General features: G+C 71.3%; 21 protein-coding genes. 13 read left to right on the top strand and 8 right to left on the bottom strand.

The annotated features are described in order from the left end of the window. Nucleotides 1-14: 14 nt before the first annotated feature. From HS041_RS18640 to HS041_RS18650, 3 genes are read right to left on the bottom strand one after another with little or no spacing between them, the layout of a single operon-like run. The gene (locus HS041_RS18640) at nt 15-785 is read right to left on the bottom strand and encodes a class I SAM-dependent methyltransferase (protein ID WP_196441927.1); all 771 of its coding nucleotides are present in this window, start codon (nt 783-785) and stop codon (nt 15-17) included. Further along, a complete protein-coding gene (locus HS041_RS18645) occupies nt 782-1771 on the bottom strand; it encodes an aminoglycoside phosphotransferase family protein (RefSeq protein WP_196441928.1) in 990 nt (329 codons plus the stop codon). The genes HS041_RS18640 and HS041_RS18645 overlap by 4 nt, the downstream gene beginning before the upstream one ends. 2 nt (nt 1772-1773) lie before the next feature. Continuing rightward, a complete protein-coding gene (locus tag HS041_RS18650; RefSeq protein WP_196441929.1) occupies nt 1774-4200 on the bottom strand; it encodes an ATP-binding protein in 2427 nt (808 codons plus the stop codon). Nucleotides 4201-4422: 222 nt separating this feature from the next. On the opposite strand from HS041_RS18650, the gene HS041_RS18655 reads away from it, so the two are divergent. Next, nucleotides 4423-4839, top strand: a complete 417-nt coding sequence (locus tag HS041_RS18655; RefSeq protein ID WP_196441930.1) for a hypothetical protein — start codon at nt 4423-4425, stop codon at nt 4837-4839. A 144-nt stretch (nt 4840-4983) separates the two neighbouring features. Here HS041_RS18655 and mmsB read toward each other — a convergent pair whose 3' ends face one another. The 3 genes from mmsB to chvE form a co-directional block, all read right to left on the bottom strand. Further along, nucleotides 4984-6255 carry a multiple monosaccharide ABC transporter permease gene (gene mmsB, locus HS041_RS18660; protein WP_230879120.1) on the bottom strand — a complete coding sequence of 424 codons (1272 nt, stop codon included), beginning with the start codon at nt 6253-6255 and terminating at the stop codon, nt 4984-4986. Then, on the bottom strand, nt 6252-7793 hold the full coding sequence (gene mmsA / locus HS041_RS18665) for a multiple monosaccharide ABC transporter ATP-binding protein (protein WP_374058856.1): 1542 nt from the start codon (nt 7791-7793) through the stop codon (nt 6252-6254). Before mmsA ends, mmsB begins: the two co-directional genes overlap by 4 nt. 81 nt (nt 7794-7874) lie before the next feature. After that, nucleotides 7875-9002 (bottom strand): multiple monosaccharide ABC transporter substrate-binding protein, encoded by a 1128-nt coding sequence (gene chvE / locus HS041_RS18670; protein ID WP_230879121.1) that lies wholly within the window; start codon nt 9000-9002, stop codon nt 7875-7877. Nucleotides 9003-9413: 411 nt separating this feature from the next. Between chvE and HS041_RS18675 the strand changes: the two genes are divergently transcribed. From HS041_RS18675 to HS041_RS18730, 12 genes are all read left to right on the top strand, one after another. Further along, nucleotides 9414-10403, top strand: coding sequence for a LacI family DNA-binding transcriptional regulator (locus tag HS041_RS18675; RefSeq protein ID WP_196442582.1), 990 nt, complete (start codon nt 9414-9416; stop codon nt 10401-10403). A gap of 117 nt (nt 10404-10520) precedes the next feature. Further along, the gene (locus tag HS041_RS18680; RefSeq protein ID WP_196441931.1) at nt 10521-11507 is read left to right on the top strand and encodes an ABC transporter substrate-binding protein; all 987 of its coding nucleotides are present in this window, start codon (nt 10521-10523) and stop codon (nt 11505-11507) included. A gap of 75 nt (nt 11508-11582) precedes the next feature. Then, nucleotides 11583-13106 carry a sugar ABC transporter ATP-binding protein gene (locus HS041_RS18685; protein ID WP_196441932.1) on the top strand — a complete coding sequence of 508 codons (1524 nt, stop codon included), beginning with the start codon at nt 11583-11585 and terminating at the stop codon, nt 13104-13106. Continuing rightward, nucleotides 13103-14215, top strand: a complete 1113-nt coding sequence (locus HS041_RS18690) for an ABC transporter permease (RefSeq protein WP_196441933.1) — start codon at nt 13103-13105, stop codon at nt 14213-14215. Before HS041_RS18685 ends, HS041_RS18690 begins: the two co-directional genes overlap by 4 nt. Then, nucleotides 14212-15249, top strand: a complete 1038-nt coding sequence (gene yjfF / locus HS041_RS18695) for a galactofuranose ABC transporter, permease protein YjfF (protein WP_230879122.1) — start codon at nt 14212-14214, stop codon at nt 15247-15249. The genes HS041_RS18690 and yjfF overlap by 4 nt, the downstream gene beginning before the upstream one ends. Nucleotides 15250-15325: 76 nt before the next feature. Next, on the top strand, nt 15326-17023 hold the full coding sequence (araB, locus tag HS041_RS18700) for a ribulokinase (RefSeq protein WP_307845357.1): 1698 nt from the start codon (nt 15326-15328) through the stop codon (nt 17021-17023). Further along, nucleotides 17020-17688: an L-ribulose-5-phosphate 4-epimerase gene (locus tag HS041_RS18705; protein WP_196441934.1), complete on the top strand. Its 669-nt coding sequence runs from the start codon at nt 17020-17022 to the stop codon at nt 17686-17688. The genes araB and HS041_RS18705 overlap by 4 nt, the downstream gene beginning before the upstream one ends. Then, nucleotides 17685-19181 carry an L-arabinose isomerase gene (araA, locus tag HS041_RS18710; protein ID WP_196441935.1) on the top strand — a complete coding sequence of 499 codons (1497 nt, stop codon included), beginning with the start codon at nt 17685-17687 and terminating at the stop codon, nt 19179-19181. Before HS041_RS18705 ends, araA begins: the two co-directional genes overlap by 4 nt. A 210-nt stretch (nt 19182-19391) precedes the next feature. Then, nucleotides 19392-20627 carry a cation:proton antiporter gene (locus HS041_RS18715; RefSeq protein ID WP_307845358.1) on the top strand — a complete coding sequence of 412 codons (1236 nt, stop codon included), beginning with the start codon at nt 19392-19394 and terminating at the stop codon, nt 20625-20627. A 71-nt stretch (nt 20628-20698) separates the two neighbouring features. Beyond that, complete coding sequence (locus HS041_RS18720; protein ID WP_196441937.1) at nt 20699-21628, top strand: Ppx/GppA family phosphatase; 930 nt, start codon at nt 20699-20701, stop codon at nt 21626-21628. Between the two features lie 84 nt (nt 21629-21712). Further along, nucleotides 21713-22525 (top strand): DUF1206 domain-containing protein, encoded by an 813-nt coding sequence (locus tag HS041_RS18725; protein WP_196441938.1) that lies wholly within the window; start codon nt 21713-21715, stop codon nt 22523-22525. Between the two features lie 164 nt (nt 22526-22689). Then, nucleotides 22690-23145 (top strand): ATP-binding protein, encoded by a 456-nt coding sequence (locus HS041_RS18730; RefSeq protein WP_196441939.1) that lies wholly within the window; start codon nt 22690-22692, stop codon nt 23143-23145. 28 nt (nt 23146-23173) lie between these two features. Here HS041_RS18730 and HS041_RS18735 read toward each other — a convergent pair whose 3' ends face one another. Together HS041_RS18735 and HS041_RS39780 are read right to left on the bottom strand one after the other, a co-directional pair. After that, on the bottom strand, nt 23174-24454 hold the full coding sequence (locus tag HS041_RS18735; RefSeq protein WP_196441940.1) for a M20/M25/M40 family metallo-hydrolase: 1281 nt from the start codon (nt 24452-24454) through the stop codon (nt 23174-23176). A 91-nt stretch (nt 24455-24545) separates the two neighbouring features. Further along, a complete protein-coding gene (locus HS041_RS39780) occupies nt 24546-24998 on the bottom strand; it encodes a PASTA domain-containing protein (RefSeq protein WP_196441941.1) in 453 nt (150 codons plus the stop codon). Nucleotides 24999-25394 lie beyond the last annotated feature (396 nt).

Below are 25394 nucleotides of genomic sequence, written 5' to 3' on the forward strand. Positions count from 1 at the left end.
CGGGCCGCGGTCGGCTACCGGGGACCCGGCGGACCCGGAGTGAGGGAGAAGACGACAAGGTCCATGGCGCTGGTGATCGGGCCCGCGTCAGGGGAGCGGCCGGCGTCGCGCATCAGGTGTTCGAGGCCCTCGGCGAACTGGTCGTCGGTGAGGCGCCGCAGCGGGCTGTGCGCGCGCAGCGCCACCTGGGCCGCGAAGTCCGCCAGCGTCGGGGCCGAGGACTGGACGACCGTGGCGTGGTGCTCGCGACGCAGCCCGGCCTGCCGCAGCGCGCGCCTCAGAGCGGTCAGAGCCTGGGCCCGCTCCTCGGCGAAGGCGACGAGTGCGGGGAAGTAGGTGTGGAACAGGGTCGGCCGCTCGGCGTCGTGGAAGGCGCCGCGGACGATGAACCGGCCCCCGGGGGCCAGCGTCCGCCTCACCTCGGCGGCGCACCGGTCGAAGTCCCCGATGTGGTGGACGACCTGGGACGCCCAGATCGCCTGGAAGGCATGGGACGCGCACGGTATCGCCTCGGCCCGGCCGCCCACCACGAACACCCCGGAGCCGGCGGCGGAGGCCGCGCGTTCGCGCATCTCCGGCGCCGGCTCGACGGCGACCACCGGAACCGAGAAATGCCGGGCCAGCGCGTGGGAGAAGCGGCCCGTCCCCGCCCCGAGGTCCAGGACCGGGCCGCCGGAGACCGCGACGAAGGCCGCTACGGCGCGCATCCACGCGGTCACCGTCCCGGCCGGAAGCCGGCGCCCGGCCTGGTAGCCGCGTGCGAGCCCGCCGCTGAAATCCGTCACCGGCCCGCCCACCGCCGCAGGATCGCCTCGACTCCGGCGGCGTCTGCGTGCGGGGAGACGCCCCAGTGGCGGTAGGCGTTGTTGAGCTTCTCGGTGAGCTTGGCGACGAGATCGGGCTCCGGCTCGGGAGCGGAGGACGGATCGACGAACAGCTGGGCGTAGCGGACGGTGTCCACGACCGCCGACTTGATCTGCTCGTGGGTGAGGTAGACCTCCAGGTCGTGCTCCCAGCCGCGGGTGTACTCCGGCGGGAGGGTGCGCGCCCAGAGCCGCAGGACACGGTCGCGTTCGTCGGGGAGGTAGCCCATCTTGTGGAAGTGCACGGCCAGTTCGTAGACCGGATCCCCCCACAGGGCGAGCTCCCAGTCCAGGAAGACCGTCCGGCCGTCATCGATGATCATGTTCTTGCGGTGGATGTCGGCGTGCACGCACACCAGCGGGCGCGCGGTCAGCGTCGGCCACGCCGACTCCGCCGCGGAGACCGGGTCGGCCGGGATCCGGAACGCGGTGTACAGCCACTCGTAGTCGGCGACGAGCGTGGAGTACACCCACATCGTCAGGTCGGAGAGTTTCCGCCCGAACCCGGGGGTGTCCTCGCCCGCCGGCCAGGCGGGCGGGAGAGCCGGGAGCTTCTCGCGGGGGACCTCCACGAGCTGGGCGAGGAGCCGTACGACATCGGCGGGGACGTGCGCGGGAACCGGGACGCCCCTGGGGGCCAGGTCGTTGAGAACCCGGCCGTGGATGAACTGGTGCACCTGGAAGACCGGGTCCGCCGAGGTGTGCAGCAGCCGCGGCGCCTGGGGGACGTAGGGGGCGATGGCGGGGAGGACCTCGTCCTCGCGCCAGAGCCGCAGGTCCATCACGTCCGCGCCGTCGATCGGGATCCGCACGTTGACCGGCCCGTCCGGGGTGCTGACGCGGACGTTCTTGTTGTAGTAACCCGCGGCGGCGTCCATGTGCGCCCGGGCGCTTTCGTACAGCTCCATGGTCATTGCTTTCCCCCCAGGACCGAGTCGATCAGTGCAGCCATCCGGGACTCCAGCGCGGCCAGCGAGTCCAGCGGCTCGATCTGGCCGCGCGCCTGCTCGGCCGCCCGCGTCACCTGGTCGTCGGGCAGGCCGATCCGGTTCAGCGCCAGATCGGCGGCCACGATCAACGTGGGGTACACCTCGGCCTCGATGAACTCCTCGACCGCCCAGACCAGCGACCGGGCCGCCTGCCCGGGCGCGCCCCGGCGGGCGTGGAAGAGCGCGCAGAACAGCTCCGCCCTGGCCCGCCCGGAACGGTACCCCGCCCGCTCCAGGTATTCGCAGGCCAGCGTGAACGAGTCGGAGGCGGCAGGATCCTCGCCGAGCCGTGTCTGGGCGAGCGCCAGCGCGGTGTAGGTCTTGCCGAGCTCGTGCAGCGCGGCGAGCTCCTCCTGCTGCCTGATCGCTTCGGCCGCGAGCCGTACGGCTGCCGCCGGGTCGTCCCACGCCGCCAGCTCGACCCGGTTGGTGGCGATGTTGGCCAGCCCCACCATCGACCCCGCCCGTGCGTAGCAGTCGTGGGCCTCCTCCAGCCGCCGGGCGGCGTCGGCGAGGTCGAGGTGGAACCGGTGGCCCAGGTGCATGAGCCGCACCACGTCCCCGCGCAGCACCCAGTCGTCGGCGGGAGCGTCGCGCAGCACCTGCTCCGCGAGGGAGAACGCGGTGGTGAACCGCCCCTGCCACATGGGAACCTCGGCCACCCACAGGCCGGCGGTCGGGCGGACCGGTCCCCGGTGCCGTTCCCAGACGAGGGAGTAGATGCGGCCCGCCTCGGTGGTGTCCCCGGCGAGCCGTTTGGCGTGCGCCGCGGCCATCGCCAGCCGCGCCCCGGCCGCGCGCTCCACTGCGGGGAACGCATCCGGCCCGGCGAGCGCCGCGGCCTGCACGGCGTCGCCCATGGTGATCGCCGCCTCGGCGTACAGGCAGCGGGCCGCCTCCGCCAGCTCCTCGCCGAGATCGAGTTCCGCCAGATCGGCGAGGATGCCGTCGCCCGCCTGCTTGCCGCCGCGGCGGATGCTGCGATCGGCGTAGTCCAGGACGTCGTCCGCGCTGAGCACCCCCGTCCGGACCCCGTGGTAGACCGCCTCCCGCAGCGCCGTCCCGTCGTCGGCGGTCGCGCGGGCGTCCCAGGCGGCGCGCAGGTGCGCGTGCACCTCCCGCGCCGCCTCGGGACTGAGCCGCTCCCGCAGCGCGGCGACCATCAGCTGGTGGAGCCGCAGGCCGTGCTCCCCGGCCGGATACACGAACGAGTAGGCGGTCAGCGACTCCCAGGTGATCCGGTCCCCGGGCATGTCGAACGCCTCCGCCAGCGTGCGGAAGATCTCGAAGTCGAAGGTCCGGGAGACGCTCAGCAACTCCAGCAGCCGCACCTCGGCGGGGGCCACGTGGTTCAGGAACCTCTGCAGGATCTCCTCCGAGGAGACCGTCCGCGCGTTCCCGGCCTGGGTGTCCAGCGCCAGGTGCAGGTAGAACGGCAGCCCTTCGGAGGCCCGCGCGATCGCGGTCCCGCCGGGGATGCCCGCCTGCTCCAGCAGCTCCAGCCGGGCGGTCATCGGCAGCCCGGTCACCGGGCACTCCCGGATGACGTCCGCCCATTCGGAGTCGTAGGCCTGCCAGCCGAGGGGTTCCCGGCTGGCCACCACCACCAGGCCGCGGTCGAGCTGGGCGATCAGATCCCGCAGCCACGCGTCGGCGCCGGAGACCCGCCCGCTCTTGACCGGGATGGGGACCAGCGCCTCGTACGCGTCGACGAACACCACGTACGGCCTGTCGTCGGCGGCCCGCAGATCCTGGGCGAACAGGTAGGTGACCGCGTCGAGCACGTCGGTGTTCGACAGCTCGTCCAGCCGCTGGAGTATCTCGTCGTCGTTGACCACGCGGCGGTGCCGCCGGGACGAGCGCGCCCGCTGGGCGAGTCTCAGCAGCCCCACGGCCGTCCCGAACACCGGCAGGCCGGCCGTCTCGTCCAGGATCGAGGTGAGGACCTCGCTTTCCTGGGCGAACGGCAGATCCGACTGGCCGATCTTCAGGTGCGGGTGCAGCCGCTGCCACAGCACCGCGTACGCGATGTCGAAGTGGTCGAACACCACGCCCTGCCGGCCGAGGTCCGTCCGCAGGACGGCGAGCGCGTCCTCCTGCTGCCGCATCGCGGGCACCTGCAGGTCCAGCAGAGCCGTCCGGCACCCGTGCTCGGTCGCCCGGTTCCTGAGCTCGCGAAGCAACCGGGATTTGCCGATCCCGCCCACACCGGTCACGCTGAAGACCCGGGGGCCCCGCCGGTCGGAGATGTCCCGCAGCTCGTGCGCGAAGCTCTCCAGCACGTTCTCGCGGTCGACGAACCGCCGGTCGAGCGCGGCCACCCGACGAAATCGCGGCTGCAGCGACATCTGATCTCCTCGGGGGCGGGAGCAATGATCAGAGTTTGCCTGGATCACCGTGGCGATCCACCATCCTAGACGGTGCCCCCGGACATCCGCCGTCGGAAAAGACGGCCTCGAACGCCGGGGGCGGCGGTCACCGGCGTTCTCCCCCGCCCGCCTGCGGGCCGTCACCGGGCCGGTCCGGGTGCGGAGGCGAACCGGACCCGCGGGAGCTGCGTATCCCTGAATGTGAAGACATATCCGCGCATCGCCGCGCTCGCTCTCGCGGCCGTGTTCTCCGCGGCCTGCTCGTCCGCCGCAGGCTCACCGGCCGAGGAGCACGGCCAGGCCGCGCCGCAGGGGAAACCGCCCACCGTCGAGGAACTGGCCGCCAAGGTCGGCTGCGAGCCGGTGATCCAGATCGAGGCGGCCGAGCTGCGGCAGGGACACTGCAGGACGCCGGCGGGGGAGTTCTTCCTCACCACCTTCGTCACCCAGCAGGGCAAGGACGAGTGGATGGACGCCGCTCCGGAGTACAACCCGCACCTGGTCGGGAACCTGTGGACCGCGCTGTCGAGCCGCGCGGTGCTGGAACACGTCCAGCAGAAGCTGGGCGGCGACCTGCACCTGACGGACCACCGGACCAAGACGCCCGCTCCCGGCTGACCACAGCCGGAGCCGGTCCCTGCTGGGACCGGCTCCGGGCCCGCGACCGTGAAACCGGTCTCCGCGTCCCCGCCCGTCCGGGCGGGCCGGGGCTCCGCACCCTCCGCCGCGCTGCCCCGGCCGGCAGGGGCGCCGGCCCGGCGCTCAGCCGGCCGAGGCGCCGGCGCGGCGCTTGGCCCAGATGTCGAAGGCCACGGCGGCGAGCAGGACCAGGCCCTTGAAGAGCATCACCCGCTCGCTCGGGGCGCCGATGAGGGACATGCCGTTGTTGATCACGGCCATGATGAGGCCGCCGGTGATCGCGCCGACGACCTTGCCGACCCCGCCCTGGACGGCGGCGCCGCCGATGAACGCGGCCGCGATGGCGTCCAGCTCGAAGCCGTTGCCCGCGGTGGGGCCGGCCTGGTTGAGCCGCCCGGCGAAGATGATCCCGGCCAGCGCGGAGAGCACCCCCATGTTGACGAAGATCCAGAACGTGACGGACTTCACGTTGATCCCCGACAGGCTCGCGGCGTGCACGTTGCCGCCGATGGCGTAGATGTGGCGGCCGAAGACGGCGCGGTTGGTCAGGAGCGTGTAGCCCAGCACGAGGAGTGCCAGGAGCAACAGGACCCAGGGCAGGTTCTTGAACCGGGCGAGCTGGACGACGACCGTCATCACCACCACGGCGACGGCGGCCATCTTCAGGGCGAACAGCGGCAGTGCGTCGACCTGCTGCCGGTAGCCGATACGTCCCTGGCGGGCCCGCCACTGCGTGCCGACGGTCCCGGCCACGGCGGCCAGCCCGAGCAGCAGGGTGAACAGGTCGGCGCCGCCGAGCGGGCCGAGCCCGATGTTGCCCAGGTAGCCGGGGAGGAAGCCGTTGGAGAGGGTGCGCACCTCGTCGGGGAAGGGGCCGATGCCCTGGTTGCCGAGGACGGTCAGGGTCAGCGCCCGGAACACCAGCATCCCGGCCAGGGTGACGATGAACGCGGGGATGCCGAAGTAGGCGATCCAGTAGCCCTGCCAGGCTCCGATCAGCGCGCCCGCGACGAGCGTGACGAGGAGCGCCAGCGGCCACGGCGTGTCCATCTCGACCATCAGCACCGCCGCGATGGCGCCGCAGAGCGCCACCACCGATCCCACCGAGAGGTCGATGTGACCGGCGATGATGATCAGGATCATGCCGATCGACAGGATCAGGACGTAGGAGTTCTGAACCATGATGTTGGAGATGTTCTGCGGGCTGAGCAGCTCACCCCCGGTCAGGACGGAGAACAGCACGATGATCAGCGCGAAGGCGACGTAGATGCCGCTCTGCCGCAGGTTGACGGACAGGCGTGTGCCCGGCGCCTTGGCGCGGGGCGACGGGAGGCCGCCGCCGGCCGGCGCGCCCTCCCGGGTCGTGACCTTTCCGCTGGTCGTCTCGGCCATCATTCCTTTTCCTTGGTCATGAGCTGCATGAGCCGCTCCGGGGTGGCGTCGGACCGTGACACCTCGCCGGTGACGCGTCCGGCCGACATGGCGTAGATGCGGTCGCAGAGGCCGAGCAGCTCGGGAAGCTCGGAGGAGATCACGAGGATGGCTCTGCCCTGGTCGGCGAGCCGGTTGACGATGGAGTAGATCTCGTACTTGGCGCCCACGTCGATGCCGCGGGTGGGCTCGTCGAGGATCAGCACGTCGGGGTCAGCGAAGATCCACTTCGAGAGCACGACCTTCTGCTGGTTGCCGCCGCTGAGCTTCCCGGTGACCGCCATGACGTTCGGGGCTTTGATGTTCATGTCGGCGCGGAAGCCCTCGGCGACCCGGTACTCCTCGTTGTCGTCGATCCAGCCCCGCCCGGCCAGCTTGCCCAGCGCGGCGGCCGAGACGTTGCGCTTGATGTCCTCGATCAGGTTGAGGCCGTACCGTTTGCGGTCCTCGGTGGCGTAGGCGAGCCCGTGCGCGATCGCCTCGCGCACCGAGCCGAGCCGGATCTCCCTGCCGTTCTTGTAGACGCGCCCGGAGATGCCCACCCCGTAGCTGCGGCCGAACACGCTCATCGCCAGCTCGGTACGGCCGGCGCCCATGAGCCCGGCCAGTCCGACGATCTCGCCGCGGCGCAGCGTCAGGGAGGCGCCGGAGACGACGACGCGGCCGTGCTGGGTGGGGCTGTGCACGGTCCAGTCCTCGATCCGCAGGATCTCCTCGCCGATCCGCGGCTCGTGCGGGGGGAAGCGGTGTTCGAGGTCGCGGCCGACCATGCCGGCGATGATCCTGTCCTCGTCGACCTCGCCGGCCTTCATGTCGAGGGTCTCGATCGTCCGCCCGTCGCGCAGGATCGTGACCGAGTCGGCGATCGCCTCGATCTCGTTCAGCTTGTGCGAGATGATCACCGAGGTGATGCCCTCGTCGCGCAGTCCGCGCAGCAGGCCGAGCAGGTGCGCCGAGTCCTCGTCGTTGAGCGCCGCGGTCGGCTCGTCGAGGATGAGCAGCCGGACCCGCTTGGACAGGGCTTTGGCGATCTCGACCAGCTGCTGCTTGCCCACCCCGAGGTCCATCGCGGGTGTCACCGGGTTCTCGCGCAGCCCGACCCGCTCCAGGAGCTCGGCGGCCTCGGCGTTGGTCCGGTTCCAGTCGATCAGGCCGCGGCGGGTCCGCTCGTTGCCGAGGAAGATGTTCTCGGCGATCGACAGGTAGGGGCTGAGCGCGAGCTCCTGATGGATGATCACGATGCCGTGCCGCTCGCTGTCCTTGATCCCGGTGAACCGGCACGGCTGCCCGTCGAAGGAGATCTCGCCCTCGTAGGAGCCGTGCGGGTACACGCCGGACAGGACCTTCATCAGGGTCGACTTGCCGGCGCCGTTCTCCCCGCAGATGGCGTGGATCTCGCCCCTGCGCACCGCCAGGTTGACGTCCTGGAGCGCCTTGACGCCCGGGAAGGTCTTGGTGATCCCGCGCATCCGAAGTATGTGGTCGGTCATGTCGTCCGTCATGTCGTCCGTCTCCCCGTGGGCGGCGCGGCGGGCGGGCCCCGGCCACCGGCCGGAGGCTCCGCCCGCCGCGCGCCGTCCGTCCTACTTGAGCTGGTCTTCGGTGTAGTAACCGGAGTCGACGAGGACCTTCTTGTAGTTGTCCTTGTAGACGATGATGGGTTCGAGCAGGTAGGACGGGACGACCTTGTTGCCGTTGTCGTAGTCCTTGGTGTTGTTCACCTCGGGCGTGCCGCCCTTGAGCACGGCGTCGGCCATCTTGACGGTCACCGCGGCCAGCTCGCGGGTGTCCTTGTAGATCGTGGCGTACTGCTCGCCGGCGATGATCGACTTGACCGAGGCGGCCTCGGCGTCCTGGCCGGTGACGACCGGGTAGGGCTGGTCGGCGGTGCCGTACCCGCTGCTCTTGAGGGCCGACAGGATGCCGATGGACAACCCGTCGTACGGCGAGAGCACACCCTGGACCTTGGCGTCGGAGTAGGCCTTGGTGATCAGGTCCTCCATGCGCTTCTGCGCGGTGGCCGGGTCCCAGCGCAGGATGGCGACGGTCTTGAAGTCGGTCTCGCCGCTCTTGACGACCAGGGTGCCGGAGTCGATGTACGGCTTCAGCGTGTCCATCGCGCCGTTGTAGAAGAAGGTGGCGTTGTTGTCGTCGGGGGAGCCGGCGAAGATCTCGATGTTGAACGGGCCCTTCGCGGTGCCGTCGGAGCCGTCCTGCTTCTTCAGGCCGAGGCCGACCAGCAGGGAGGTCGCCTGCTGCACGCCGACCTTGTAGTTGTCGAAGGTGGCGTAGTAGTCGACGTTGGGGGTGTTGCGGATGAGGCGGTCGTAGGCGATCACCGGGATCTTCTTGTCGGCCGCCTGCTGCAGCTGGGTGGTGATCGCGGTGCCGTCGATCGAGGCGACGATCAGGAGCTTGGCGCCCTTGGTGATCTGGTTCTCGATCTGGTTGACCTGCGTGGGGATGTCGTTCTCGGCGTACTGGAGGTCGACCTGGTAGCCCAGCTTCTCCAGGGCGCTCTTGACGTTGTCGCCGTCGTGGATCCAGCGCTCGGACGACTTGGTGGGCATGGTGACGCCGATCAGGGAGCCGGCCGATCCGCCGGGGCTCTCGGTGGCCTGGTCGACGGTCTTGGTGCTCGAGCCGCAGGCGGTCATCGTCATGGCGAGCGCCAGACCCACCGGCACGGCGACCAGCTTCGCGAACCTCATGTTCTCTCCTTTGTGACACGGTGTGGATCTGGATGCGGTGTGGCCGTCCCGGTGCTGTGTCATGGGGCTGTTAGCGCTAACAAAAGCGGTGGCAAATTCTCGCCGAGATGATCGGTGCGGAGGCGGTCGTGCGGAGCGCGGGCCTGCGGCTGTGAAGACGCGAGGCGCCGGGCCCGGCGATCGGCGTGCGTTCCCACAGCCTTGATCAGGAAGTTAGCGTTAACATCCGGGGTGGCCACTAGTTAAGGACTCCAAAGACGCCACGTCAAGAGGATGTTAACGGGACGTTTCAGTGTGACCTGACCGTAATGAAGAAGGCTCTTGACGGCACCCATTGTTAACGTTCACAGTCTCTTTCAAACGAGAAGGGACGTGACCGTGAGCCCCAGTCAGGAGCGCCGCTCCCCGGTGATGGCCGATGTGGCCAGAGTGGCCGGCGTGTCGCACCAGACGGTGTCGCGGGTGCTCAACGACCACCCTAACGTCCGCGACGAGACCCGCACCCGGGTCCTGGCCGCGATCGACCAGCTGGGCTACCGCCGCAACCTGGTCGCCCGCGCCCTCGTCACCCGCCACTCGCGGACGCTCGGCGTGGTCAGCTTCGACACCACGCTGTACGGCCCGGCCAGCACGGTCTACGGGATAGAGCAGGCGGCGAGGGCGGCGGGTTACTTCGTCAGCATCGTCAGTCTGCGGACCATCGACCGGGCGGGCGTGCGCGACGCGCTCGGCTACCTGGCCGAGCAGGGCGTCGACGGCATCGTCGTGGTGGCGCCGCAGCGTTCGGCGGCCCTCGCGCTGGCGGATCTGCCGGTCGGCATCCCCGTCGTGGCCGTCGAGGGAGACCACGACGGCGACGTCTCCGTGGTCAGCGTCGATCAGGTCGAAGGCGCCCGGCTGGCGACCGAGCACCTGCTCGGCCTCGGCCATGAGACGGTCTGGCATGTCAGGGGGCCGTCGGACTGGCTGGAAGCCGAAGGGCGGGTCGAGGGCTGGCGCGCCGCGCTGTCGGCGGCGGGCCGCGCGATCCCCGATCCGGTGGCCGGTGACTGGAGCCCGCGCTCCGGCTACCGCGCCGGTCAGCGCCTCGCCGAGATGGCGGGGGTCACCGCGGTGTTCGTGGCCAACGACCAGATGGCGCTCGGGTTGCTGCGGGCGTTCGCCGAGGCGGGCGTCGACGTCCCGGGAAGGATCAGTGTCGTCGGCTTCGACGACATCCCCGAATCGGAGTTCTTCTCGCCGCCGCTCACCACGGTCAGGCAGGACTTCGGGGCGGTGGGCAGGTACAGCATCGATCTGCTGCTCGGGCAGATGGAGACGGGCCGGGACGGGTCCCGCGAACGACTCGTCGTCCCGCCGCAGTTCAAGGCCAGGGCCAGCACCTCGCGGGTCCGGCGCTAGCCGCACGAGACCGGGGCCGGCACCTCGCGGGCCCGGTGTCGGTCGTACAGAGGAAAGGGTGGCGCTGAGGTCGCACCAGCGATGTTAGCGCTCACAACAAGAGAGGAACCCCCCACTGTGTTGAAGAGGATGTCGGCGCTGCTGTTGGTCGGCGCCACCGTGATGACGATGGCCGCCTGCGGAAGCGGCGGATCGGGACCGGCGAGCTCGGGAGGCGGCGGCGGCGACACGCTCACCATGGGCTTCTCCCAGGTCGGCGCGGAGAGCGGCTGGCGTACCGCCAACACCAAGTCCGTCCAGGACTCCGCCAAGGCCGCCGGGATCGAGCTGAAGTTCTCCGACGCCCAGCAGAAGCAGGAGAACCAGATCAAGGCGATCCGCTCCTTCATCCAGCAGAAGGTCGACGTCATCGCCTTCTCGCCGGTCGTCGAGTCGGGCTGGGACACCGTGCTCAAGGAGGCCAAGAACGCGAACATCCCGGTGATCCTCACCGACCGCGCGGTCGACTCGGCCGACACCAGCCTCTACAAGACCTTCCTCGGCTCCGACTTCGTGGCGGAGGGCAAGAAGGCCGGGCAGTGGCTGGTGGAGGAGTACAAGGACTCCACCGAGACCGTGAACATCGTCGAGCTGCAGGGCACCACCGGCTCGGCCCCCGCCAACGACCGCAAGGCCGGATTCGCCGAGGTCATCGGGGCCGACCCCAAGTTCAAGGTGATCGCCTCGCAGACCGGCGACTTCACCCGCGCCAAGGGCAAGGAGGTCATGGAGGCCTTCCTGAAGTCCAACCCGGACATCGACGTGCTCTACGCCCACAACGACGACATGGGCCTGGGCGCCATCGAGGCGATCGAGGGCGCGGGCAAGGTGCCGGGCAAGGACATCAAGATCATTACGGTCGACGCGGTCAAGGACGGCATGCAGGCGCTGGCCGACGGAAAGATCAACTACATCGTCGAGTGCAGCCCGCTGCTCGGCCCGCAACTGATGGACCTCGCCAAGAAGGTCGCCGCCGGCGAGCAGGTGCCCACCCGCGTGGAGACCGAGGAGACGACGTTCACCCAGGAGCAGGCCAAGCAGGCCCTGCCCAGCCGCCAGTACTGACAGCGGTGGGGTCGCTCCGGGCTCGCACTCCGGAGCGGCCCTCCCCGCAGCGGAAACCGAGGAAAGGCACGCCTCATGGCCGCACCCGCCCCGATCCTGCAGATGAGCGGGATCTGCAAAGAGTTCCCCGGCGTCAAGGCCCTGACCGGCGTCGACTTCCGGCTCCTCCCCGGCGAGGTGCACGCCCTGATGGGTGAGAACGGCGCCGGGAAATCGACCCTGATCAAGGTCCTCACCGGAGTCCACGAGATCGACGCCGGCCAGATCACCCTGGGCCGGACGCCGGTCGCCTTCGGCAGCCCCCTGCAGGCGCAGCAGGCCGGGATCAGCACCGTCTACCAGGAGGTCAACCTCTGCCCGAACCTCTCGGTCGCGGAGAACGTCTTCATCGGCCGCGAGCCGCGCCGCCTGGGCCGGATCCGCTGGAAGGAGATGCGCCACCGCGCCGCGGGGCTCCTGGCCAGGCTCGACATCCACCTGGACGTGTCGGCGCCCCTGTCGTCCTACTCGCTGGCGATCCAGCAGATGGTCGCGATCGCCCGCGCGGTCGACATCTCCGCCCGGGTGCTGATCCTCGACGAGCCGACCTCCAGCCTCGACGCGGGCGAGGTCGCGCAGCTCTTCCGGGTGATGCGGCGGCTCAAGGACGAGGGGATCGCGATCCTGTTCGTCTCCCACTTCCTCGACCAGGTCTACGAGATCGCCGACCGCATGACGGTGCTGCGCAACGGCCGGCTGGTGGGGGAGTACCTCACCAGCGAGCTGAGCCAGGTCGAGCTCGTCGGCAAGATGATCGGCAGGGAGCTCGCCGACCTGGAGGAGCTCGACGACAAGCCCAAGGAGCTCGCCGAGGTCGAGCGCTCGCGGCCGTTCGTGGAGGCACGGGGACTGGGCCGGCCCGGCTCCGTCGAACCGTTCACCCTCACCATCCACGAGGGGGAGGTGGTCGGCCTGGCCGGACTGCTGGGCTCGGGCCGCACCGAGGTGGCCCGCCTGCTGTTCGGCGCCGACCACGCGGCCACCGGCGAGCTGTCGGTCGGCGGCGCGCCCGCGACGCTGCGCACCCCGCGCGTCGCCATGACACACGGGATCGCCTTCTGCTCGGAGAACCGGCGCGCCGAGGGACTGATCCCCGACCTCACCGTCCGGGAGAACATCGTCCTGGCCCTCCAGGCCACCCGGGGCTGGTCCCGGCCGATCCCGCGCCGCAGGCAGGACGAGCTGGTCGCCCGGTACATCGAGGCGCTGAAGATCAGCCCGGCCAACCCCGAGCACCTGGTGAAGAACCTCAGCGGCGGCAACCAGCAGAAGGTGCTGCTCGCCCGCTGGCTCATCCTCGAGCCCCGGCTGCTCATCCTCGACGAGCCCACCAGAGGCATCGACGTCGGCGCCAAGGCCGAGATCCAGCGGCTGGTCGCCTCCCTGGCCGACGGGGGCATGGCCGTGCTCTTCATCTCCGCCGAGCTGGAGGAGGTGCTCCGGCTCAGCCACAAGGTCGGCGTCCTGCGGGACCGGCGGCTGGTGGCCGAGCTGCCCAACGACGACGACCTGACCACCGGAGTCCTGATGGAGACCATCGCGAGCGGAGGCCGAGCATGACCGCCCCCACCGGGGACGCGCCCGTGACCTCCCCGCCCCGGAACCCGCGGGCGGGCCGGCCGGCCGCCGCGCTCCGGCACCGCCTGTTCTGGCCGGCGCTCGTCCTCGCCCTGCTGCTCCTGGCCAACCTGCTGTTCACCCCGGGCTTCCTGTCCGTGGAGATGAAGGACGGCCACCTCTACGGCAGCCTGATCGACATCTTCCGGTTCGGCGCGCCGCTGATCCTCGTCGCCACCGGCATGACCCTGGTCATCGCCACCGGAGGCATCGACCTGTCGGTCGGCTCGGTGGTGGCGATCTCCGGCGCCCTGTCCTGCCTGTGGGTCAGCGGCCTGGCCGACCAGCAGAGCGCGGGCGGCGTGCTGGCCGCCGTCGGCCTGGCGCTCGGCCTCTCCCTGGCTCTGGGGGTGTGGAACGGCTTCCTCGTCTCGGGCATCGGGATCCAGCCGATCATCGCGACCCTCATCCTCATGGTGGCCGGCCGGGGCCTCGCCCAGCTGATCACCGACGGCCAGATCGTCACGGTCAACAGCGACCCCTACAAGCTCATCGGCGGCGGCTACTGGCTCACCCTGCCGTTCGGCGTGCTCATCGCGGCGGCCGTGCTCGCGGTCACCGCGTTCCTCACCCGGCGGCTCGCCCTCGGGCTGCTGATCGAGTCCGTCGGCGGCAACGCCACGGCGAGCCGGCTGGCGGGCCTGCGCTCGCGCGGGCTGATCGTGACGGTCTACGCGTTCTGCGCGCTGTGCGCGGGCATCGCCGGACTGATGATCAGCTCGAACGTCTCCAGTGCCGACGGCAACAACGCGGGCCTGTGGATCGAGCTCGACGCCATCCTCGCCGTCGTGATCGGCGGCACCTCCCTGGCGGGTGGCCGGTTCTCGCTCGGCGGCACCGTGATCGGCGCGCTCATCATCCAGACGCTGACCACCACGATCTACTCCATCGGCATCCCGCCGGAGACCACGCTGCTGTTCAAGGCGCTCGTGGTGACCGTCGTGTGCCTCCTGCAGTCCGCCGCCTTCCGCGAGAAGGCGTTCCACCTCCGCAGGCGCCGCCCGGGAGCGGCACCTGCGAGCGCCGACGAGAAGGTGAGGGTGCCGGCATGAGCCAGGACATTCTCGTGACCGGCAAGCCCGGTAAGCCCGGTAAGCCCGGCAAGGCAGCCGGTGGGGACTTCGGGCGGCTGGGCGACCGGCGCAAGTACATCCCCGTCCTGGCGACGGCGAGCCTGCTCGTCGCGATGTTCACCGTGGGCGGGATCCGCTACGAGGGGTTCGCCTCCGGACAGGTCGTGCTCAACGTCTTCATCGACAACGCCTTCCTGCTCGTCGTCGCCGTCGGCATGACCTTCGTGATCCTCACCGGCGGGATCGACCTGTCGGTCGGCTCGGTGGTCGCGCTCTCCACGATGATCTCGGCGAGCCTGGTGACCGGCCAGGGCTGGCCGCCCCTGCTGGTGATCCCGCTGGTGCTGCTCATCGGTGCGGTGCTCGGGTTCGTGATGGGCTGCATGATCCACTACTTCGAGATCCAGCCGTTCATCGTCACCCTGGCCGGGATGTTCCTGGCGCGCGGGCTCTGCTACACGATCGGCACCGACTCGATCCCGATCACCGACGAGACCTACACCGCCCTCGCCCAGGCCCGGATCGACCTGCCCGGCGACATGTTCGTCTCGCCGAGCGTCGTCATCGCCCTGGCGGTGGTCGCCGTCGCGGCCTACGTGCTGCACTACACCCGGCTGGGGCGCAACGTCTACGCGACCGGCGGGAGCGAGCAGTCGGCGCTGCTGATGGGCCTGCCCGTGGCCCGGACGAAGATCGCGGTCTACACGGTGAGCGGCTTCTGCTCCGCGCTCGGCGGCGTGCTGCTCTCGCTCTACATGCTCTCCGGGTACGGCCTGCACGCGGTCGGCATGGAACTGGACGCGATCGCCGCGGTCGTCATCGGCGGCACGCTGCTGACCGGCGGCTCGGGGTACCTGCTGGGCACCGTGCTCGGCGTGCTCGTCCTCGGCCTGATCCAGACGGTCATCAGCTTCGAGGGGACGCTCAGCTCCTGGTGGACCAAGATCTTCATCGGCCTGCTGCTGTTCGTCTTCATCCTGCTGCAACGTCTCATCTCGGCACGGCGCACCTGACCGGGCGGGCCCGGGCCCGCCGCGGGTGACCGCATCGGCCCGTACCCGGTGAACCCCTTTTGACCCTGGAGAAATTGTGAACGCTAACAGCGAGCGTTACGTGGTCGGCGTCGACTTCGGCACGCTGTCCGGCCGCGCCGTCGTGGTGCGGGTCTCGGACGGCGCCGAGCTGGGCACCGCCGTACACGAGTACGCCCATCGCGTGATCGAGGACCGGCTGCCCGGCACCGGCGCGCGGCTGGGGCCGGACTGGGCGCTGCAGTCACCCGATGACTGGCGCGAGGTGCTGCGCCACGCCGTGCCCCAAGCGGTGGCGCAGGCCGGGATCTCCCCCTCGCAGGTCGTCGGCATCGGCACCGACTTCACCGCCTGTACCGTGCTGCCGGCCACCGCCGACGGCGCCCCGCTCTGCGAGCTCCCGGAGTTCGCCGGCCGGCCGCACGCCTGGCCCAAGCTCTGGAAGCACCACGCCGCGCAGCCGCACGCCGACCGCATCAACGCCCTGGCGGCCGAGCGGGGCGAAGCCTGGCTGCCCCGCTACGGCGGGAAGATCTCCTCCGAGTGGCAGTTCGCCAAGGCCCTCCAGGTCCTGGAGGAGGACCCCGAGGTGTACGGCCGCACCGAACGCTGGATCGAGGCCGCCGACTGGATCGTCTGGCAGCTCACCGGCGTGGAGACCCGCAACACCTGCACCGCCGGGTACAAGGGCATCCACCAGGACGGCGCCTACCCGTCCGACGACTTCCTGGCCGGGCTCAATCCCGCCCTCGCCGGTTTCACCGGCAAGCTCGGCCGGGAACTGGCTCCACTCGGCGGCCTGGCGGGCCGCCTGACGGCCGAGGCCGCCGAGTGGACCAAGCTCCCCGAGGGCATCGCGGTCGCCGTCGGCAACGTCGACGCCCATGTCACGGCCGCCGCCGCCGACGCCGTGCGGCCCGGCCGGATGGTCGCCATCATGGGGACCTCCACCTGTCACGTCATGTCGTCGGAGACCCTCGCCGAGGTGCCCGGCATGTGCGGGGTGGTCCGCGACGGGATCGTGCCGGGCCTGTGGGGCTACGAGGCCGGCCAGTCCGGCGTCGGCGACATCTTCGGCTGGTTCGTCGAGACCTGCGTGCCCGGCTCCTACGAGCGCGAGGCCGAGCGGCTGGGCCGCAGCGTGCACGAGCACCTGACGGAGCTGGCCGCCGCGCAGCGGCCCGGCGAGCACGGGCTGGTCGCGCTCGACTGGCACAACGGCAACCGGTCGGTCCTGGTCGACCACGACCTGTCCGCCGTCATCGTCGGCCAGACGCTCGCGACCCGCCCCGAGCACACCTACCGGGCGCTCATCGAGGCGACCGCCTTCGGCGCCCGCGTGATCGTGGAGACGTTCGAGGCCGCCGGAGTGCCCGTCGAGGAGTTCGTCGCCGCGGGCGGCCTGCTGAAGAACCGCTTCCTCATGCAGGTCTACGCCGACGTGCTGCGCCGCCCCATCTCGGTGATCGGCTCCGAGCAGGGCCCCGCCCTCGGGTCGGCGATCCACGCCGCCGTCGCCGCCGGGGCCTACCCCGACATCACCGCCGCCGCGGCGGCCATGGGCAAGCGCACCGAGGCCGCCTACACCCCCGACGCCGGACGCGCCGCCGTCTACGACCGGCTGTACGCCGAGTACCGCCGCCTGCACGACCACTTCGGACGAGGAGAGCACCCCCATGACAGCCCCGCCGGCGCTCCCGCCGGAAACGACGTCCTGCGCCGCCTGCGCGCCCTGCGGAACGAGGTGACCGCATGAGCTCCGCACTGAGGCGGCTGCGGGAGAGCGTCTGCGCCCTCCACGCCGAACTGGTCCGCAACAACCTCGTCGCCTGGACCGCCGGCAACGTCTCGGGCCGGGTGCCCGGCGAGGACCTGTTCGTCATCAAGCCGAGCGGCGTCTCCTACGACGACCTGACCCCCGAGGCGATCGTCGTGTGCGACCTGGACGGCAACCTCGTCGAGGGCGACTTCGCCCCCTCCAGCGACACCGCCGCCCACGCCTACGTCTACCGGGCCATGCCGCACGTCGGCGGCGTCGTGCACACCCACTCCACCTACGCCTCGGCCTGGGCGGCACGCGGCGAGGCGATCCCGTGCGTGCTCACCGCCATGGCCGACGAGTTCGGCGGCGAGATCCCGGTGGGGCCGTTCGCGCTGATCGGCGGTGACGACATCGGCAAGGGCGTCGTCGCCACGCTGACCGGCCACCGGTCTCCGGCGGTCCTGATGCAGAACCACGGGGTCTTCACGATCGGCGCCACGGCGAAGGCGGCGGTCAAGGCCGCCGTGATGTGCGAGGACGTCGCCCGCACCGTGCACATCGCCCGGCAGCTCGGCGAGCCGCTGCCCATCCCCAGCGGCGACGTCGACAGCCTGTACGACCGCTACCAGAACGTTTACGGACAGAGGAGTCCCCGTTGAACACCGAAGCGCGTGAGATCTGGTTCCTGACCGGCAGCCAAGGGCTGTACGGCGAGGACACGCTGCGCCAGGTGGCCGAGCAGTCCCGGCGGATCGCCGAGGTCCTGGACGGGGCGCTGCCGTTCTCCGTGGTGTGGAAGCCGGTGCTCACCGACGCCGGGGCGATCCGGCGGGTCTGCCTGGAGGCGAACGCCGCGGACGCGTGCGCCGGAGTGATCGCGTGGATGCACACCTTCTCCCCGGCCAAGATGTGGATCGCCGGGCTGGACGCGCTGCGCACCCCGCTGCTGCACCTGCACACCCAGGCGAACATGGCGCTGCCGTGGGACTCCATCGACATGGACTTCATGAACCTGAACCAGGCCGCCCACGGCGACCGCGAGTTCGGCCACATCCAGTCCCGGATCGGAGTGCCCCGCAAGACCGTCGCCGGCCACGTGGAGGACCCGTCGGTGGTCGCGCGCATCGGCGCCTGGGCCCGCGCCGCCGCCGGGCGCGCCGAGGTCGGCTCGCTGAAGCTGGCCCGGTTCGGCGACAACATGCGCGACGTGGCCGTCACCGAGGGCGACAAGGTCGAGGCGCAGCTGCGCTTCGGGGTCTCGGTCAACACCTACGGGGTCAACGACCTGGTCGCCGCCGTCGACGCCGCGGCCGACGCCGAGGTGGACGCGCTCGTCCAGGAGTACGAGGACGCCTACAAGATGGCGCCCGAGCTGCGCGCGGGCGGCGAGCGGCACGACTCGCTGCGCTACGCGGCCCGCATCGAGCTGGGCCTGCGCGGCTTCCTGGAGGCCGGCGGCTTCGGCGCGTTCACCACGAACTTCGAGGACCTCGGCGGTCTGCGCCAGCTTCCCGGCCTGGCCGTGCAGCGGCTCATGGCCGACGGGTACGGCTTCGGCGGCGAGGGCGACTGGAAGACCTCGGTGCTGCTGCGCACACTCAAGGTGATGTCCGCCGGGCTGGAGGGCGGGACGTCGTTCATGGAGGACTACACCTACCACCTGGTGCCGGGGCAGGAGCTCATCCTCGGCGCCCACATGCTGGAGGTCTGCCCGACCATCGCGGCCGGCACCCCCTCGTGCGAGATCCACCCGCTGAGCATCGGCGGCCGCGAGGATCCGGTCCGGCTCGTCTTCGACGCCCAGCCCGGCCCGGCCGTGGTGGTCGGCCTGGCCGACATGGGCGAGCGGTTCCGGCTGGTCGCCAACGAGATCGACGTCGTGAACCCGGCCGAGCCGCTGCCGAACCTGCCGGTGGCCCGCGCGGTGTGGCAGCCCCGCCCCGACCTGCGCACCTCCGCCGAGGCGTGGCTGACGGCCGGAGCACCGCACCACACCGTGCTGTCGGCCGCCGTCGGCACCGAGGAACTGGCCGACTTCGCGGACATGCTCGGCGTCGAACTGCTCGTCATCGACGCCGACACCACGACCCGGCAGTTCACCAAGGAGATCCGCTGGAACCAGGCCTACTACCGCCTGGCCCAGGGGTTCTGACACCCGTGTGGGGCCGTCCGGCTCGACGAGGAACGGGCGCGGCCCGCGGGCCGCGCCCGCGCTGGGGCCCTCACCCGGCGGCTCTCCGCCCGGCGCCCGCGCACGCCCGGTGTGATGGCGTCGGCGAGCGGGCTTGTAGGGTGGTCAGCGGTGTGCCGGGAAGGCTGGTCGGCGGTTTCCTTCGTGACCGTCCACCCGCTCGGAGTTCCCGTGACCCTGCTGCTCGCCTTCGCCGCGCTGCTCCTGCTGGCCGTGCTGCTGTCCAGCCTGGCCCACCGGACGATCCTGTCGACCGCGGCACTGTTCCTGCTGGCTGGCTTCGTCCTCGGTGAGGGGGTCAGCGGCGTCCTCCCGCTCACCCCGGACGACCCCGTGGTCGCCATGCTGGCGGAGCTGGCGCTGTTCGCCGTGCTGTTCACCGACGGCATGCGGGTGGGCTGGGCGGACCTGCGCAGCGCCTGGCGGCTGCCCGGCCGGGCCCTCGGCTGGGGTCTGCCCCTCACCCTGGTCATCACCGCGCTGGCCGCGCACTACGTGGTGGGGCTGGGCTGGGTTGAGTCCCTCCTCATCGGGGCGATCCTCGCCCCCACCGACCCGGTGTTCGCCGCCGCGCTGGTCGGCAACGAGCGGGTCCCACCCCGCCTGCGTCAGCTGCTGAACGTCGAGTCCGGCGTCAACGACGGCCTGGCGCTCCCGTTCGTCATGGTCTTCCTGGCCGTCGCGGCAGGCTCCGGCGACCTGCACCTGGGCGGGCTCGCCCTGGAGCTGGGGCTGGGGGTGCTCATCGGCGTCGCGGTGCCGTGGGCCGCCGTCATGCTGGAGCGCACCCGCTGGTTCTCGGCCTCGGCCGCCTACGAGCCGCTCAACGCCGTCGCCATCGGCCTGCTGGTCTTGGCCCTCGGCAAGGTCACCCACGGCAACCTGTTCCTGGCGGCCTTCTCCGCCGGGATCACCGTGGCGACCTTCGGCGAGCGGCAGCGCGAGGCATTCGAGCACTTCGGCGAGCTCATCGCCGAGCTGCTCAAGCTGGCCGCGCTTCTGGTCTTCGGCGCGCTCATCTCTCCGGCCCTGCTGGGCGCCGTCGGCTGGCAGGGCTGGCTGTTCGCGATCCTCGCTCTGGTCCTGGCCCGTCCGCTGGCCATCTGGCTGTCGTTCATCGGCTCCGGGCTCAGCGGCAGGGAGGTGACCGCCGTCATGTGGTTCGGCCCCAAGGGTTTCGCCTCGGTGGTCTACGGGCTGATCGTCCTCAACGCGGGCATCGCCGCAGCCGACCAGGTGTTCACCCTGGTCGCCGTCACGATCGTGTTGTCGATCCTGCTGCATTCGTCCACCGACATCGTGGTGGCCCGCTGGTTCGACGACGAGCGTGAGACGCCCGCCTGGCACGGTGCCGTCGACCGGGTCCGGGCCCGCCTGCGGGGGCAGGGCGTCGGCGAACCGGAATGACGCCGCCCGCGGGGACGGCGCACCGCCGTGCCCCGGGCAGATCGGCTCCGGCGGAGTAGTAACTTCGATCCATGCGACTGGGCGTTCTCGACATCGGTTCCAACACGGTCCACCTGCTGGTCATGGACGCCCACCGGGGGGCGCGGCCGCTGCCGGCCTACTCGCACAAGGTGGAGTTGAGGCTCTCCGAGCACATGGAGGACGGCGACCGGCTCTCCGGTGACGGGGCCGCGCGACTGCGCGAGTGCGTCGAGGAGGCCCTGCGGATCGCCGAGGACAAGGGCGTCGAGGACCTCATGGCCTTCGCCACCTCGGCGGTGCGGGAGGCGGTCAACGGCGAGGAGGTGCTCGGGCGGATCAAGGACGAGACGCGGGTGGACATCCAGGTCCTCTCCGGCCAGGACGAGGCGACGCTGACCTTTCTGGCCGTGCGGCGGTGGTTCGGGTGGTCCTCGGGGCGGCTGCTGGTGCTCGACATCGGCGGCGGCTCGCTGGAGATCGCCTCCGGCATCGACGAGCAGCCGGACGTGGCGATCTCGCTCCCGCTGGGCGCCGGACGGCTGACCCGGGGCTGGTTCACCGCCGACCCGCCCCCGCCCGACGAGGTGAGGGCGCTGCGCAGGCACGTGCGGGCGGAGATCGCACGCTCGGTGGGCAACATCGCCAGATACGGCCAGGCCGACCACGCCGTGGCGACGTCGAAGACGTTCAAGCAACTGGCCCGGATCGCCGGGGCCGCGCCGTCGGGTGAGGGCCCGAACGTCCGGCGGACGCTCCGGCACTCCGCACTGACCGGCTGGGCCGGACGGCTGGCCGAGATGGGCGTCGCCGAGCGCGCGGGGCTGCCGGGCGTCTCGGAGGGGCGGGTGCGGCAGCTGCCCGCCGGTGCGATCGTCGCCGACGCCACCATGGACCTGTTCGGAGTCGACGAGCTGGAGGTCTGCCCCTGGGCGCTGCGCGAGGGGCTCATCCTGCGGCATCTGGACACGCTGCCGGGCTGAACAGGTCCCTCTGCCCGGTCCGCCGGAGATCACCCTCGTGTCGTGGCAGGTTTGTCCGGTGTTTGACCGGTAAGGGGCCACGTTATGAACAGTGCTCAGGTGGAAGGCGCCGCCCGCCGGGCGGCGAACAGTCAGACGCTGGACCGGCTGGCCCGCCTGGGCATGGCCTGCCGCGGCGTCCTGTACGGGTTGATCGGCTTCCTGTCCCTGCAGATCGGCCTCGGCCTCGGCAGCGGGGGCAAGGAAGCCGACAAGACCGGCGCGATCGAGATGGTCGAGCAGCAGCCGTTCGGCGTGGTGCTGCTGTGGCTGATGGCCGTGGGCTTCGCCGCGCTGACCGTCTGGCAGCTCTCCGAGGCGGTCATCGGGCGCGGCCGGACCAAGGACCGGGTCGAGTCGGCGGCGCGCACGGCGGTCTACGGGCTGGTCACGGCCACGCTGCTCGGCCTGCTGCTCCGCGGTGACCACGGGGGCTCGACCGACCAGCACTCCCAGGACATCACCGCCGCCCTGATGAAGCTGCCCGGCGGGCAGCTCCTCGTCGGCCTGATCGGGCTCGGCCTGATCGGCCTGGGCGCGTACTGGGTGCACAAGGGCTGGAAGAAGAAGTTCCTGGAGGACCTGCGGACCGGTGAGATGTCCCCGCAGGCGCTCTCGATCGCCAGGCGGCTCGGCATGGCCGGGTACCTCGCCCGCGGCGTGATCGCCGCGGCGGCCGGCGTCTTCGTCGTCCAGGCGGCGGTCACCTACGACGCGGACAAGGCCAAGGGCATCGACTCCACGCTCCGCTCGCTGGCGGAAACCCCTCTGGGATCGGGGCTGCTGGTGGTCGTCGCGGTCGGCCTGCTGCTGTTCGCGGTCTACTGTTTCTTCGAGGCCCGTTGGCACCGGGTGTGACGGGATAAACCGCACGTGGCGGCAGGTGCGGGCACGCAGGCGGAGGCCCGCCCGGCAAGCCCGACCTGCCTGTCCGGCAGGCGATCGCATTCCTACTTTTTCGAGACATCTCATTTCCCGGGGCCCGCGTCTTCCAGAGGCGCGGACACCATCGGGAGGGTCGGATGAACGACGTGCCGGAGTACGACGAGGAGTACGACAGTACCGAACGGGTCCTCCGCCTGGCGGGCTCGCCCGACCAGGTCGGGCGAGCCCGCCGCCTGGTCTCGGCGACCCTGGGCCGCGGCCATCCGCTCTACGACGACTGCGTCCTGCTGACCAGCGAGCTCGCCACGAACGCGGTGATCCACTCACGGTCGGGCGAGGGCGGGGCGTTCATCCTCACGATCTCCTGTTCACCCGCCCGTGTTCGGGTCTGCGTGCAGGACGAGGGCTCGGCGGAGGCGCCCTGCCTGTGCCGCGCCTCGGCCGAGGGCACCGGGGGCCGCGGCCTGCCGTTGCTGGAGGCGCTGGCCCACCGGTGGGGACTGGTCAGGGAGGCCGGGATGAACACGGTCTGGTTCGAGCTCGTGCCGGAGCTGGCCGGAGTCTCGCTGGGCCGCCTCGCCTGCGCCGGGTGACCCCCGGCGAGAACCGGCCCGGCCCGGATCACCGGGCCGGGGCCGCCCCGGCGAGCAGGCGGTCCAGGACACGCACGCCGAACTCCAGGCCCTCGACCGGGACCCGCTCGTCCACGCCGTGGAACATGCCGTAGTAGTCGAGGTCGGGGGTGAGCATCAGGGGAGCGAAGCCGTACCCGGCGATGCCGATGTCGGCGAAGGACTTGGCGTCGGTGCCGCCCGACATCACGTACGGCACCGGCCGTGCGGCCGGATCCTCGCTCCTCAGCGCGGCGCAGAGCCGGTCGAAGAAGGGGGCCTCCAGCGGCGCGGAGGGGGCGTCCTCCAGATTGACGAACTCCCGGGTCACCCCGGGGCCGAGGAGCCGGTCGATCGTCTCCAGGAACTCCTCGCGCAGTCCGGGCAGGAACCGGCCGTCCACGTGTGCGACGGCGGAACCCGGCACCACGTTGACCTTGTAGCCGGCCTCCAGCATGGTCGGGTTGGCCGAGTTGCGGATCTGGGCCTTGAACAGGGTGCCGGCCCGGCCGATCCGGTCGGCCTCCTCCTCCAGGCGGTCCCTGTCGATCCGCTCGCCGAGGATCTCCTCCAGCGCGTCGATCAGCGCGGCGACAGCGGGCGTCAGCCGTACCGGCCAGCGGTGGGAGGCGATCCGGGAGACCGCGTGGCAGAGCTCGGCGACCGCGTTGTGCACCGGCGGGCGGGAGCCGTGACCGGCGACGCCGCGGGCGGTCAGCCGCATCCAGGCGGTGCCGCGCTCGCCCACCGCGACGGGATAGATCCGCGCGTCCCGCGCCTGGACGCTGTAGCCGCCCGACTCGCTGATCGCCTCGGTGCAGCCGTCGAACAGCTCCCGGTGACGGGTGACCGCGTAGCGCGCGCCGTACTCGCCGGTGGACTCCTCGTCGGCGAGGAACGCCAGCACCAGGTCCCGGCCGGGCCGGACGCCGCGCTGAGCCCAGTCGAGGACCAGGGCGAGCGTCATCGCCAGCGTGCCCTTCATGTCCACGGCCCCCCGGCCCCAGACGCAGCCGCCGGCGATCTCGCCGGAGAACGGGTGGATCCGCCAGTCGGCGGGCTCGGCGGGGACCACGTCGAGGTGGCCGTGGATCAGCAGGGCCTCCGGGGAGTCGCCGGGGATCCTGGCGACCACGCTGGTGCGGTGCGGGGCCGACTCGAAGACGACCGGCTCGATGCCGGCGCCGGACAGCAGCCCGGCGACGTACTCGGCCGCCGGACGCTCGCCGGAGCCGGGGTTGGTGGTGTCGAACCTGATCAGGTCCGAGCAGATCTGTGCGACCTCACTCATGAAAAGAACGCTCCTGGGGGTACGGGTGCTCGTCGTGCGCCTGCCCGGTGAACCCTGTCCCGATGACGGCCGGCCATGCCCGCGACCGCGCTCAGAACCGGGGGATCTCGATCAGCTCCACGGTGATCCGCCGTGTGCTCTCGGCCTTCGTGTTCGGTTCGGGCGTCTGGGAGACCACCCGCCACCCGGCGGGGTCGCCCACGCTTCCGCCGCCGACCGGGACGAGGGAGACGGCGTAGAACCCGGCCGACTGCAGCCGGTTCTGCGCGGTGACCCCGTCCGCGCCGCGCACGTCGGGCACCAGGAGCTCCAGGGCGGTGGGTGCGGCGCCCTGCCCGGGAGCGGGGGGAGCGGTCCCCGTGCGGGGGTCGCCGGTCCCCGGGGACGGCGGACCGCCGGGGGAGGCGGTGCTCTCGGGGGCCGGCGTGTAGACCGGCGAGGTGGAGTCGGCCTCGGCTGCGGGAGGGGGAGAGCCGCCGGACAGGAACAGGACGACCCCTGCCAGCACGCTGCCCGCCACGGTCAGCGCGGACATCACGGCCACCGGGCTCCTCGGTGCGGAGACGGTGCCGGGAGGCGGTGCCTGCGGCGGGGCCGAGGGGAACCCGGGCGGTGGGAGCATCGGGAGCGGCGCGTGCAGCGGAGCCGGCGGGACCGGCAGGTAGGGAGGGGACCGTCGCAGGGCCGGATGCGGTGCCTGCGGCGGAGCCTCGGAGAACCCGGGCCGTGGCGGCTGCGGCCGGGCCGAGGCGGGTCCGGGCGGCGGGAGCGCGGTTTCCGGGCCGTGACCGGGCCGCGGGTGGTTCATGCCGGACCCCCATCCCCTGCGCGTGTCCTCCACCTGAACGGCGTCCAACCGCGACTTTACGTGCCGGGCGGGAACGGCCGGCACGCGCGGCCGTATCGGTTCCGTCACGGGACGGCGGAGACGGGGCGGCCG

The sequence above is a fragment of the Planomonospora sp. ID67723 genome (assembly GCF_015711605.1).
In the GTDB taxonomy this organism is placed as follows: Bacteria; Actinomycetota; Actinomycetes; order Streptosporangiales; family Streptosporangiaceae; genus Planomonospora_A.

Excerpts from the sequence above, each read along its gene's own strand:
- HS041_RS18645 (WP_196441928.1), bottom strand. The coding sequence starts at position 1,771 with ATGGAGCTGTACGAAAGCGCCCGGGCGCACATGGACGCCGCCGCGGGT.
- HS041_RS18650 (WP_196441929.1), bottom strand. The coding sequence starts at position 4,200 with ATGTCGCTGCAGCCGCGATTTCGTCGGGTGGCCGCGCTCGACCGGCGG.
- mmsB (WP_230879120.1), bottom strand. The coding sequence starts at position 6,255 with ATGATGGCCGAGACGACCAGCGGAAAGGTCACGACCCGGGAGGGCGCG.
- mmsA (WP_374058856.1), bottom strand. The coding sequence starts at position 7,793 with ATGACGGACGACATGACCGACCACATACTTCGGATGCGCGGGATCACC.
- chvE (WP_230879121.1), bottom strand. The coding sequence starts at position 9,002 with ATGAGGTTCGCGAAGCTGGTCGCCGTGCCGGTGGGTCTGGCGCTCGCC.
- HS041_RS18675 (WP_196442582.1), top strand. The coding sequence starts at position 9,414 with ATGGCCGATGTGGCCAGAGTGGCCGGCGTGTCGCACCAGACGGTGTCG.
- HS041_RS18685 (WP_196441932.1), top strand. The coding sequence starts at position 11,583 with ATGGCCGCACCCGCCCCGATCCTGCAGATGAGCGGGATCTGCAAAGAG.
- HS041_RS18690 (WP_196441933.1), top strand. The coding sequence starts at position 13,103 with ATGACCGCCCCCACCGGGGACGCGCCCGTGACCTCCCCGCCCCGGAAC.
- yjfF (WP_230879122.1), top strand. The coding sequence starts at position 14,212 with ATGAGCCAGGACATTCTCGTGACCGGCAAGCCCGGTAAGCCCGGTAAG.
- HS041_RS18705 (WP_196441934.1), top strand. The coding sequence starts at position 17,020 with ATGAGCTCCGCACTGAGGCGGCTGCGGGAGAGCGTCTGCGCCCTCCAC.
- HS041_RS18720 (WP_196441937.1), top strand. The coding sequence starts at position 20,699 with ATGCGACTGGGCGTTCTCGACATCGGTTCCAACACGGTCCACCTGCTG.
- HS041_RS18725 (WP_196441938.1), top strand. The coding sequence starts at position 21,713 with ATGAACAGTGCTCAGGTGGAAGGCGCCGCCCGCCGGGCGGCGAACAGT.
- HS041_RS18730 (WP_196441939.1), top strand. The coding sequence starts at position 22,690 with ATGAACGACGTGCCGGAGTACGACGAGGAGTACGACAGTACCGAACGG.
- HS041_RS18735 (WP_196441940.1), bottom strand. The coding sequence starts at position 24,454 with ATGAGTGAGGTCGCACAGATCTGCTCGGACCTGATCAGGTTCGACACC.